The 12,837-nt window shown below is 40.1% G+C and carries 11 protein-coding genes; 10 read left to right on the top strand and 1 reads right to left on the bottom strand.

The genetic code is table 11. The annotated features are described in order from the left end of the window. The first annotated feature begins 1 nt into the window (after position 1). The 8 genes from WAA86_RS04025 (at position 2) to treF (ending at position 9,464) form a co-directional block, all read left to right on the top strand. The gene (locus WAA86_RS04025) at positions 2–1,027 is read left to right on the top strand and encodes an XdhC family protein (RefSeq protein WP_337299696.1); all 1,026 of its coding nucleotides are present in this window, start codon (positions 2–4) and stop codon (positions 1,025–1,027) included. Continuing rightward, positions 1,027–1,653: a nucleotidyltransferase family protein gene (locus WAA86_RS04020; RefSeq protein ID WP_337299695.1), complete on the top strand. Its 627-nt coding sequence runs from the start codon at positions 1,027–1,029 to the stop codon at positions 1,651–1,653. The genes WAA86_RS04025 and WAA86_RS04020 overlap by 1 nt, the downstream gene beginning before the upstream one ends. Positions 1,654–1,662: 9 nt before the next feature. Continuing rightward, positions 1,663–2,757 carry an amidohydrolase family protein gene (locus WAA86_RS04015; protein WP_337299694.1) on the top strand — a complete coding sequence of 365 codons (1,095 nt, stop codon included), beginning with the start codon at positions 1,663–1,665 and terminating at the stop codon, positions 2,755–2,757. A gap of 91 nt (positions 2,758–2,848) precedes the next feature. Further along, entirely contained in the window at positions 2,849–3,595 is a 747-nt protein-coding gene (locus tag WAA86_RS04010) for a DUF2490 domain-containing protein (protein ID WP_337299693.1), read from the top strand. Positions 3,596–3,831: 236 nt separating this feature from the next. Next, positions 3,832–4,320, top strand: coding sequence for an RNA polymerase sigma factor (locus WAA86_RS04005; protein WP_337299692.1), 489 nt, complete (start codon positions 3,832–3,834; stop codon positions 4,318–4,320). Between the two features lie 4 nt (positions 4,321–4,324). Next, positions 4,325–4,921 (top strand): hypothetical protein, encoded by a 597-nt coding sequence (locus WAA86_RS04000; protein ID WP_337299691.1) that lies wholly within the window; start codon positions 4,325–4,327, stop codon positions 4,919–4,921. 181 nt (positions 4,922–5,102) lie between these two features. After that, positions 5,103–7,754, top strand: a complete 2,652-nt coding sequence (locus WAA86_RS03995) for an MGH1-like glycoside hydrolase domain-containing protein (RefSeq protein ID WP_337299690.1) — start codon at positions 5,103–5,105, stop codon at positions 7,752–7,754. 132 nt (positions 7,755–7,886) lie between these two features. After that, entirely contained in the window at positions 7,887–9,464 is a 1,578-nt protein-coding gene (treF, locus tag WAA86_RS03990) for an alpha,alpha-trehalase TreF (RefSeq protein WP_337299689.1), read from the top strand. An 81-nt stretch (positions 9,465–9,545) separates the two neighbouring features. On the opposite strand, the gene WAA86_RS03985 is transcribed toward treF, so the two are convergent. Beyond that, positions 9,546–10,379 (bottom strand): OmpA/MotB family protein, encoded by an 834-nt coding sequence (locus tag WAA86_RS03985; protein ID WP_337299688.1) that lies wholly within the window; start codon positions 10,377–10,379, stop codon positions 9,546–9,548. Positions 10,380–10,561: 182 nt separating this feature from the next. Here WAA86_RS03985 and WAA86_RS03980 point away from each other — a divergent pair, with 182 nt between their 5' ends. Both WAA86_RS03980 and WAA86_RS03975 read left to right on the top strand, forming a co-directional pair. Further along, positions 10,562–11,830, top strand: coding sequence for an MFS transporter (locus tag WAA86_RS03980; protein WP_337299687.1), 1,269 nt, complete (start codon positions 10,562–10,564; stop codon positions 11,828–11,830). 411 nt (positions 11,831–12,241) lie between these two features. After that, a complete protein-coding gene (locus WAA86_RS03975; RefSeq protein WP_337299686.1) occupies positions 12,242–12,694 on the top strand; it encodes a cold-shock protein in 453 nt (150 codons plus the stop codon). Positions 12,695–12,837: the final 143 nt, after the last annotated feature.

Raw genomic sequence — 12,837 nt, 5'->3', positions numbered from 1 at the left:
TATGACACACGAGTTTAAAAAAATCATTCACGAATATCAACATGCAAAAGAAGGGGGCATCAAGGCTGTTTTGGCCACAGTAGTTGATTTGGATGGATCTTCCTATCGAAGACCAGGGGTAAGCATGCTGCTCTTGGAAAATGATAAAAGGGTAGGGGCCGTAAGTGGTGGCTGCGTGGAAAAGGAGGTAGTCTTACAGGCAAAAAGTGTTTTTAAAACCAATGTCCCCAAAATGATCACCTATGACGGGCGTTATCGCTTAGGATGCGAGGGGATACTTTATATTCTTCTGGAACCTTTTTATCCCAATGATCCATTTTTGGAAACCTTTGCAAATTGTCTCACGAAAAGGAACCCTTTTTCACTTTATTCATATTATAAGAAACGTGAAGGGGAGTTTACAGGATTGGGAACCATTATCGATTTTGGTAACGGAAAGCAATTTCCTGTACAACACAACTTTGATGCTACCCCGATGCAAAAAGGGGAGTTACAGGTTTTGAAACAAGAAATGAAGCCTTGCTTTCAACTCATGATCATAGGGACCGAACACGATGCCGTTCAATTATGTTCCATGGCATCCTTAGCTGGTTGGGAAGTTACCGTCATTGCCACACCTTTGGAAGAAAAGAACATTTTTGATTTCCCCAGTGCTTATGCATTTATAAATGCTTCACCGGAGGATTTGGACCCGGATAGCATTGACGTACAAACCGCTGTGGTGGTCATGACACATAGTTATGCCAAAGATCTAAGCTACCTTCTAAAATTGAAGGACACCAACCCCATTTACCTAGGTCTTTTGGGTCCTTCCAAACGGAGGGAGAGATTGTTAAATGATCTCTTGGAACACTGTCCTGAAGTGGCCCACAGTTTTTTTGATAAGATACACGGGCCAGCCGGACTACATATTGGAGCGGAAACCCCTCAGGAAATAGCCATAGCCATTATGGCGGAAATCCTTGCAGTGACCCGAAACAAGGAACCTATAATGCTTAAAGACAAAAGAGGAGGAATTCATACTTAATGGAGGAAACAGCACCAAAGATTGTTATTTTGATACTCGCTGGCGGCAAAAGTTCACGAATGGGTGGTATTAAGCAGCTATTGCCGTGGAAAGGCGCAACCCTTTTGGAAAACGCCATCAAGCAGGCGAATATGTCCAATGCAACAGATATTATGGTGGTTTTGGGGGCCCATGCCAGTGAGATAAGGTCCAAAATCAATGAAAGGGACGTTCTTTTTATTGAAAATAAAGACTGGGAGTCCGGATTGGGTACTTCCATCAGTTGTGGGATAGACCATATCCTAAGAAATCAAATTAGGGCCAAGGGGGTCATGATCCTCCTGGCGGACCAACCTTTGGTAGATACGGCATACATCAACAAATTGATAGATGCCTTTTTACAAGGTTCCCATGGGATGATAACCACAAAATATGGTAATAGGGAAGGGGTGCCTGCCATATTTGATCAACGATTTTTTACCGATTTATTAGCGCTCAACAAAGACTTTGGGGCCAAAGAGCTAATTAAAAAACACATGCATTCTAACCTTGGGATCCATCCCGATGGCAAGGCATTGGATATAGATACCCAGGAAGATTACCTAGCCTTGTTACAACGAGATTCGAAGGAGAATAACAAACGATAATCATTGAAGATGAATAAAATAACAATAATGGCCACACTTGGTTTGGCAAGTTTACTTTTATTGCCCCTGCAGGCACAACAGATGGATTTTGAGGCCTATAACCCTAAATCTACGCTGGTGACCCCTGGAAATGAAGTTAAAAGGGCCAAATTTCCTTTTATAGATGTTCATAGCCACCAATATCGGATGCCCGAACAAGATTTATCAGAGTTGATTAGGGCCATGGATACCCTCAATGAAGGTATTATGGTAAATCTGAGTGGGGGATCTGGGGAGAAACTCATCGGTGCTATTGCCAATATTGAGAAAAACTATCCCAACAGGTTTGTCGTCTTTGCCAATATTGATTTTGAAGGTGCCAGTGATGCGGCATGGACCAAAAGAGCGGTGGCCCAATTGGAAAAGGATGTAAAAAATGGGGCCAGGGGTTTAAAGGTTTATAAAAGTCTGGGGTTGAGAAATAAAGATGCCCAAGGGAACCGTTTGGCTATAGACGATGTGCGCTTAGATCCCATTTGGGCCAAATGTGGGGAATTAGGTATTCCCGTGCTGATCCATGCCGCTGATCCCAAACCTTTTTGGGACGATTTTGATGGTGACAATGAACGTTGGTTGGAGTTAAAGACACACCCCCGAAGGAAGCGGTCTGATACTGACCCGGCGCCTTGGCAGCAAATAATTGATGAACAGCACCACATCTTTAAAAAACACCCGAGCACCAACTTTATAGCAGCTCATATGGGCTGGTATGCCAATGATCTACAGAAGTTAAGTGAACTAATGGATCAAATGCCCAATATGCATGTGGGCATATCCGCTGTTATCGCTGAACTTGGCAGACAGCCCCAAAATGCGCATACGTTTTTTGTAACCTATCAGGATAGGATCCTTTTTGGAAAGGACAGTTGGAAACCTGAAGAATTCCCTACCTATTTTAGGGTGTTGGAAACCAATGATGAATACTTCCCTTATTATAAAAAATACCATGCCTTTTGGGCCATGTACGGGATAGGTCTTCCTGATGAAGTGCTCAAAAAAGTATATTTCAAAAATGCGTTGCGACTTATTCCTGGTCTCGATGCCAGTTTATTTCCTATGGACTAATTTTTAATATCGATACAAAAGATCATAATTTTGGCGAATTTTGACACTTGGTTTTTTGAAAATCAGATAAAAATAATATCCAATCAGTACCATGATAAAAGCATCCATAGCCCTTAGCTTTTTATTCCTATCTCTTGTCACGCCAACCAATGCCCAGGAAATTGTGCTCAAGGATCAAGGAAGCACTTGGTTTACTGTCCTGAACAGAATAGATCTTAATGAAAATTGGAGTCTCTCCAATGAGATCCATGAAAGATTTGGAGCGTTTTTAAACGAACAGGCAACCTTTCTGATACGCCCTTCTTTGGACTACCACCTAAACAAACATGTTGAATTGGTAATGGGCTATTCCTATATTGACAACAGGCCCAACCGGCCCAATCCTGATCCGGCCATCGGGGTAACGGAAAATAACTTATGGGAACAGGTATTGATAAAAGATCACATAGGCAAGGTAGAACTGGTCCATAGGTTTAGACAAGAACATCGGTGGACAGACAAGGTTATTCTTGACCCATCAGCTATGTATATAAAGGATGGAACCGATTTTTCCAACAGATTCAGATATAGGATCACTGCTGTTTTTCCGATAAAAACATTTGAGAACAGCCATTGCATTTTTATGCAGGTTTTTGATGAGCTCTGGGTGCCACAGACCAAGAGCCTAATGCCCAAAAGCGTTTCCAGAAACTGGTTCTATGCCGGGGTAGGTTATAAGTTCAACGCAAAGACCAATATTCAATTGGGATACATGCACCAGTTGGATGTATTGGAACCCAATAATTATTTGTCCACACCCATTATACAAACAACCTTTGTTAAGAACTTTACCCTATAAAACAGGCAGCTTTTCAGTTCACCTTTTTTATATTCCATTTTATTCCCATTTGGATCGCTAAAAACTTACAGGAGGACACCCGCCCCCGTATCCCTTTGACCACCAATTACATTTGCTTATAAATATTGGTTAATTTTCACGAAGGATGAAAATAGCAGTGCTTTTGATTTTTTTTTTGAGAATTATGTGATAATTCATCTACTACAGCTACTAATAAATAAAGTACACCGTCAAAAATGGACAAGGAACAACTATTTACCACGTTGATCAAAGAAAATGAAGGGGTCATTTTTAAGATAACAACCTTCTATACGGAACACCGTGATGACCAAAAGGATCTGTACCAAGACATTGTATACCAGTTATGGAAATCCTTCGATTCGTTTAGGAACGAGGCTAAAATAAGTACCTGGATGTATCGTATTGCACTGAATACGGCTATCACCAGATTAAATAAAAGAAAAAGAAAGCCATATGAAGTGGGTATAGACCAAGTGATCCTTCAACAAACGGAACACTATGATCCTGTATTTGAGGAGCGCTTAAAATTGTTATATACACAGATCCAAAATTTGAATGTTTTGGAAAAAGGAATAATGCTCTTGCTATTGGAAGGCAAGCAATACGATGAAATTTCAGTGATCACCGGTTTGACACCGACCAATGTCGCTACCAGAATTTCACGTATCAAACAAAAACTGAAATCACAAATTTTAAAAAAATAAAAATATGGACTTAGAAGAAATACAGTCAGTATGGTCCGAAATGAGTGATCAACTGGAACATCAAAAAAAATTAACCGATAAAATTATATTAGACATGACACAGGAAAAATTTACCAAAAAATTTAGAACGATCTCCATGGTTGAAACTATTGGTGCCGTAATTTGTTTTATTTCGGCCCTATATATGCTGTTCAACTTTAATACATTGGATACTTGGCCTTTACAAGCTTGTGGGATATTTTCAATTGCCTTTTTAATTGGCCTTCCGATATTAACGCTCAAATCTTTGAAGAACATTCAAAAAATAAATATTGGGGAGCAGAATATTAAGGATACTTTGGTCTCTTATAACAAGGCAAAAAATAAGGTCCTGGCTATACAGCGATTAGGGATCTTCCTATGTTTCATTTTTATGATGACCTGTCTACCTGTATTTTCAAAATTGATGAACGGCAAGGATATATTCCAACAAGGTTCATTTCCTATCTGGTATGTGGTCATCATGGGTATATTTATTGTGTTTTTTGCAAGATGGGGATATGGCTGTTATAAAAAGATCACGCAGTCCGCTGAAGGTATTCTAAAGGAGTTGGATATTTAATCCAGACCAATTTCTTTAGCTTTCAATCAACATAAAATTCATTTATATTAGCGTTTCCGAATTAAATTGACAAATTCTCAATACATCAACATATACGGATTAAAATGTATAATAAATTAAGAATTGTCATGGATTTATGGGATAAATAAGTATTTTCTGCCCCCGAAAAGTACGTTGCTATATGATTAAAGAAGAAGAAAAAAGACTTAAAGAGAATTACAGTGGTGAAAAGGATTGGTTGCAATGGGGACCGTATTTAAGTGAACGACAGTGGGGCACCGTTAGGGAGGACTATAGTGTTCATGGGGATGCTTGGAATTACTTTCCCCATGACCATTCAAGATTAAGGGTATATAGGTGGGGAGAAGATGGTATAGCCGGTATTTCTGACCGTTATTGTAACCTTTGCTTTGGTGTAGCCCTATGGAACGGCAAGGACAACATCCTTAAAGAACGTTTGTTTGGCTTAACCGGCCCAGAGGGCAACCACGGAGAGGATGTAAAGGAATTGTATTATTATCTGGATAATACCCCCACACATTCCTATATGAAACATTTGTATAAATATCCTCAAAAGGCCTTTCCCTATAAAGATCTGGTCGCCACCAATCAGATGCGTGGCAAAAGGGAATTGGAATATGAATTGCTGGATACCGGGATATTTGACAAACATGAGTATTTTGACGTTTTTACAGAATATTCAAAGGCCGACCCAGATGACATCCTAATCAAAATAACCATTGCCAACAGAAGTGTAAAAACGGCACCCATTACCGTGCTCCCAACATTATGGATCCGTAATTTTTGGAGCTTTTACGAAATGCCCAAAAAACCATTGATCAAGGCAAATGAACAAGGGAAAATGTACGGTTCTGTGGATATTACGCACCCCTATATTGGAGATTATCATTTTTATTATGAAAAGCCGGATAAAATCCTGTTTACTGAAAATGAGACCAATGATGCCAAGATATACAATAAACCCAATGACCACCCTTTTAAAAAAGACCTGTTCCACGATGCTGTGGTGAGCAATAATTTCAAAATACCGGAGAGCAAAAAAGAAGGAACCAAATTTGCCCCATATTATAAGTTTAATATAAAGGGCAAGAATGAAGTTACCATACGCTTGAGGTTATCAAAAAAAGCAATAGCTTCCAATCCTTTTGACACCTCCTTTGAAGCCAATTTTGAAGAACGGATTTCCCAAGCCGATGAATTCTACAGGGATCTCAAAAAAACAGACGATAAAGACCTGGGCAATATACAAAGGCAGGCATTTGCCGGTATGCTCTGGACAAAGCAATATTACAATTATGACGTAGAGCAATGGCTGACCGGTGATAAACTAACAGGGGAACCCCCAAAATCGCGTTGGAACGGACGTAACAGCACCTGGAAAACAATGAGGACCCATGATATCCTTTCCATGCCAGATGCTTGGGAATATCCTTGGTTCGCGGCCTGGGATCTTGCTTTCCATTGTGTACCCTTGGCCCATTTGGACGCAGAATTTGCCAAGAACCAACTCATGCTCCTCAACAAAGAGTGGTATATGGCTCCAAACGGACAAATTCCGGCCTATGAATGGAATTTTAGTGATGTCAATCCTCCGGTTCAGGCCTGGGCCGCCTTTAAAGTCTATCAAATCGACAAGAAGAAAACCGGGAAAGGAGATATCGATTTTCTCAAACGGATTTTCAACAAATTGGCCCTTAACTTTACCTGGTGGGTCAATCAGCAAGATATTAATGAACACAACGTTTTCCAAGGTGGCTTTTTGGGCTTGGATAATATTGGAGTTTTTGATAGAAGTCATGATATCCCAGGGGGAGGCTATCTGGAACAGGTAGATGGTACGGCTTGGATGGCATTGTACTGTCTTAACATGCTTGAAATCTCCTTGGAAATTTCTTTGGTGGATAAGTCCTTTGAAGACATGGCCACTAAATATTTGGGGCATTTTGTATTTATCGCCGAAGCCCTTAATAATTTAAACCATGATGGCGTTGGAATCTGGGACAAGGAGCAAGGTTTCTTTTATGACCGATTGGTAAAGCCCAACGGAGAGCATGTCCCCGTTAAGATTAGATCTATTGTAGGGCTCCTTTCCCTAGCGGCCGTATTGGTGATCCCAGAAGATACGTTGGACAAACTACCGACTTTCAAAAGAAGTTTGACATGGTTCCGGAACTATCGAATGTACAAATCCAAATATCGGGTTATTCAAACCAGTGACAAAGAAGGCGTTTTGCTTTCCTTGGTTTCACAGGATAGGCTAAAGACTTTGATGACCACCCTATTGGATGAAAAAGAGTTCTTAAGTGATTATGGTATCAGGGCACTATCAAAAATACACGAACAAAAGACCTATACACTGACCATTGACGGAATACCGTATTCCATTGATTATGAACCCGCAGAATCTACGGTTTCCCTATTTGGGGGAAACAGCAACTGGCGAGGACCAATCTGGTTTCCCATCAATTACATGTTCATAGAATCTCTATTGGAATACCACAACTATTACGGGGGAGACATGCGTTTGGAATATCCTACTGGCAGCAATAACAATAAGGACCTAAAAGAGTTGGCCCAAGAACTGGGAAAAAGATTGGTGGCTATTTTTCAAAAAGATAAAAATGGTAACCGTCCCGTCAATGCCCTGCATAAAACATACTATCAACATCCGAAATTTGAGGATCTAGTGCTTTTCTATGAATACTTTCATGGGGACAATGGCCGTGGCGTAGGAGCCTCCCATCAAACTGGTTGGACGGGACTTGTAGCCAATTTAATTTATGAATTCTGCGGTAACGATGAATGTAAATAAATTTCAAAACCTCCCGCTTGGGGTGAATATTAATTAGTGAATCCATACCATATAGCCCAAGTACAATTCCTTGGGCTTTTTTATGGGTAGCCATTGCAATAAAAAGTCCTATTTTTGATTAAAACCATACATATGAAGATTCTTAATTGGAGTTATGTCCTGATCCTTTTTCTTTGCTTTTCGTGCAAATCGGAAGCTCCCCTAGAAACCAAGGTAGATTTCTACGAAAGTCAGTTGTTCAAAGATGTTCAGCTCAATAACGTGTTCAAGGATTCCAAAACCTTTGTTGATCTGGTTCCCGACCGATCGTACCAAGAATTGATTTCCCTATATGAACAGGAGAAGATAAAAAACGACTTTAAGCTGGAAGATTTTGTAAATTCCCATTTCTCTGATCAGTTCAACATTGGTGGTCAGTTTGAAACCGATACCACCAAAAATATGTACCAGCATATTAGCCATATTTGGGGGATGCTTACAAGGGCACCTGATAAGGCCAAGGTACATGCTTCATTAATTCCGCTTCCCAAAGCATATGTAGTGCCCGGCGGACGGTTTAGAGAAATATATTATTGGGACAGTTATTTTACCATTGAAGGACTGTTGGCTGATAAAAAAGAGACCTTGGCCGCAAATATGGTGGACAATTTCAGTCACCTTATAGACACCTTGGGCTTTATCCCCAACGGTACCAGAAATTATTATCTCTCCAGGTCCCAACCCCCTTTTTACACCTTGATGGTTACCTCATTGACAGATGGAAACGATCAGCAATTTTTGGAATACCTACCCTATATTGAAAAGGAGTATCATTTTTGGATGGATGGGGAGTCAGTCATAAATCCGGGGGAAATGTCCAAGCATGCCGTAAAAACCACCAAGGGGACAGTTTTAAATCGATATTGGGACAAGAGGGATTCCCCCAGACAGGAATCGTACAAGGAAGATGTACACCTGGCATCCCAATTCAATACAGAAGCCGAAAAAAAGAACCTATATTCAAATCTAAGGGCAGGAGCCGAATCAGGCTGGGATTTTAGTAGTAGGTGGTACGGAGAACCCGATAATTTTGGATCCATTACCACTACTACCATTGCACCGGTAGATCTCAACTGCCTATTATTTTATATGGAAGACCAATTGGCCCGTGGATACCAATTAAAAGGAGTTGCAGAAAAAGCCGAAGCCTATGCAAAAAAGGCCGAAGCGCGAAAAAAAGCCATACAGGACCTATTTTGGAGCAATAAAACCTCCTATTTTATGGATTTGGACTTACCACAAGCTACGGTGAGGGATCAGTTGACCCTTGCAGGTGCATTTCCATTATTTTTCAATCTGGCCACTGATGATCAAGCACTTAAGGTCAAAGAGCACTTTATGAACGATTTTTTAAAGGATGGTGGACTGTTGACTACCTTGGAGCATAGCGGACAACAATGGGACGCACCAAACGGATGGGCTCCTTTGCAGTGGATAGCCGTCAAAGGATTATTGAATTACGGTTATCAACAGGAGGCCAAAGAGATCATGGTCCGATGGTTGGAACTGAACGAAAAAGTGTACGCCAATACCGGGAAAATGATGGAAAAATACAATGTGGAAGATGTTACGCTCTTATCAGGAGGTGGAGAGTATGACCTGCAGGACGGTTTTGGCTGGACCAACGGTGTTGCACTGGGATTTAAACAGATGCTGGACAAGATGGAATAGTATTATTTTGGACTAAACATAAAAAAAGGCCATCATGTTTGATGGCCTTTTTTTATATGTATCTGGGGTTGTTTTGGTGCCCTATTCGTTGGAGGCCATCAAAGCGAAGAACTTATCGATATTAGGTAAAATTACGATACGTGTTCTTCTGTTTTTTGCCCTGTCCTCTTTGGTATCGTTGGAAACCAAAGGCTGGTAGCTACTTCTTCCTGAAGCAATCAACTTTTCAGGTGCCACGTTGAAGTCGTTCTGTAATTTCCTAACTACCGAGGTAGCTCTCATTACGCTTAAATCCCAGTTATCAGCCAATTTTGCGGTGCTGATTGTTCTGGCATCGGTATGACCTTCAACCATCACTTCAATACTTGGCTCTGAATTGATAATATTTGCCAATTTCTCCAATATATCATCGGCTTTGTTACTAACCCTGTAACTAGCGGTGTTGAACAACAATTTGTCAGAGATGGAGATCATAACCACAGTCTCGTCAATATCGATGGCAATATCCTCATCCTCGTTCAAGGTGCTGTTATCCAAAGATTTTTGAAGATTATAGGATAAGGCCAAATTCATGGAGTCTTTCAAAGTCTTCGCTTCACTTAATTTTCCAGGTGCAACATTTTTCAATGTTTCGCGCATTTGTTTTTTCACATCATTGGAAATAACTGCAACTCCATCAACAGTAACAAATTTGGCATCGTTTTCTTCTGTCAACTCATTGATTTTAGAATTGTAATCCGCCACTCTCGCCTCAATTTTGGCAAACTTAGCTTCCAATTCTTCCTTTTCTACTGCAGTTTTTGTCAACTGACTCTTTGTTTGTCCATATTCCTGTTCCAATTGAACATATTTCTTTTTAGAAACACAAGAAGCAAGTAGGACAACTGTTAATAAACTAAATGAAATTTTTTTCATGATATATATTTAATGTTCTGTTATTAGATACGGGCGTAATGGGCAATTAGATTTTTTAATGTTTACATTTACCGCAGTACCTAAGTGGGTTTTCAGTTGTAAATTTGTTTTTGAAATTTATCCTTATTTTGAACAACACGCTAATATGCAAATGCTTAACCTTTGGAAGTTGATGAATTTTTATGAGTAAAAATGACCCATATGCGGCCCTTCGTTTTAAGGAATTTAATATTTTTTTATCGGTGCGTTTTGCCATGGTTTTTGCCTGGTCCATGCAATTTGTTGTTATAGAGTGGGAGGTTTATAGCCTAACCAAGAACCCTTTGTCCTTGGGGATTATTGGACTAATGGAAGTTATTCCGGCAGTGGGAATGGCCCTATTTGCAGGGCATATTGTTGACCAATCCGAAAAAAGGAACCTCCTGATTAAGTGTCTCCTTGGGTTTTCGGTCATCAGCTTTGGGTTGTTCCTTTTGACGTGGCCCAGGATTGTCGGTGAATGGTCTACCAATGCAATTCTCTATTCCATTTACTTCCTTGTTTTTTTAGGTGGTTTTGTAAGATCGTTCATGGGACCTACGGTGTTCTCTCTTTTTTCGTTGGTGGTTCCCAAAAAAATATATCCTAATGCGGCTACATGGAGCAGTTCTGTTTGGCAAATGGCCTCCGTTTTAGGTCCTGCTCTAGCTGGTTTTTCCATCACTTGGATCGGTGTTCATTGGTCCATGTGCCTAATTGTGGTATTTTCAGCTGTTGCCTTACTTTTTCTTTACCAAATACCAAAAAAACCAATATTGAATCCTAAGATTGGGGAATCGGTAATTACCAGTTTAAAAGAAGGTGTATCCTATGTTCTGAAGACCAAGGCCATATTTGGGGCTATAACCTTGGACATGATCGCAGTCCTTTTCGGTGGAGCCATTGCCCTTTTGCCTATTTATGCACAGGACATTCTAAAGGTTGGACCCGAAGGCTTTGGAGTGCTCAGGGCCGCACCGGCGGTAGGGGCATTTATTATCATGTTTGCTTCGGCCTATTTTCCCCTCCATAGAAAAGCTGGTATAAAATTATTGGTTGCTGTATTTGGTTTTGGGATTAGTATCATCGTATTTGGATTGTCCCAGACCTTTTGGATATCTGTGCTTGCCCTTTTCTTTAGCGGGGTCACCGATGGAATTTCCATGATCATAAGGCAAACCATCCTACAAATAAAAACCCCGGACCATATGCGTGGAAGGGTATCTTCTGTAAATTCAATGTTCGTGGGCTCCTCCAATGAATTGGGTGCCTTTGAGAGTGGACTGACCGCTAAATTGATGGGGACCGTAACGGCCGTTGTTTTTGGGGGAACCATGACCCTGTTGACCGTACTTGGTTTTGGAATCTTTTCCCCAACCTTTCGGAAATTGGATCTTAAGGATGACATGGACAAGCACGAGGCTGAATCATAGATTTATGATCTGTGCTGCATATGATCAGAGTGTAATATCTTAGTTACGGTAACTTGGGCATTGGTGGCTGGGCTTTCCCCTTTTTGCCATGCTAATTATTCGTATTCCAGGGCACAAATCTTAAATAATCTTTAAATTTCAGTGTATTTTTAACGAAATCATCGGGATATCATAGCCAATTGTCCAAAGAGTTTTATAATATCAAAATGTAGTGCTATCTTTGTAACTGTTTCTATGTACAAAAAGAAACATTCTTTACATTTCTTCGATTAAAACCACTGAACTGGGTATTCGGTATATCAATCTAATCAATTGTTATTTTCCAAGGATTCTTTTAGTATTTTCTCTTGAAAAGTTGTACATTAAAGACAGATTATAATCATTAACAAATTAAATTAATAGTAAAAACGAATGGCGAGAGCACAGGAAACATTTAATAAAAAAGAAAAAGAGAAGAAGCGTTTGAAAAAACGTGAGGAAAAAATGAAGAAGAAAGAGGCCCGTAAGGCAAATTCCAAAGGCGGAGACTTTGAGAGCATGATTGCTTACGTGGACGAAAACGGACATTTAACGGATACTCCACCAGATCCTTCCAAAAAGGTGAAAGTTGATGCCGAAAGTATCGTAATCGGGGTTCCAAAGAAAGAAGATTACGAAGAAGAGGAAGTTGCAGACAAAACTGGTAAAGTATCATATTTTGATACCTCAAAAGGTTTTGGATTCATCATAGACAGCGTGTCCCAAGAAAAGTATTTTGTTCATGTAAGTGGGCTTATTGACGAAGTATTGGAGAACGATAAGGTAACCTTTGAATTGGAAAAAGGTCTTAAAGGCATGAATGCTGTCCGCGTTAAGAAGATCTAATCTTCCATAACAATATTAAATATTTTAGAAAGTACTTGGAGCCCTTCCAAGTACTCTGCTAAAATATGTCCTTACTATCCACCACCAAAAACCCTATTCCTTTCCCTATCTATAGGGGTTTAAGTTAAATTTCCCATAATTAA

Origin of the sequence: Sediminicola sp. 1XM1-17, assembly GCF_037203765.1 — a bacterium.
Lineage (GTDB): Bacteria > Bacteroidota > Bacteroidia > Flavobacteriales > Flavobacteriaceae > Sediminicola.
This window is presented reverse-complemented; position numbering and strand designations above follow the sequence as displayed.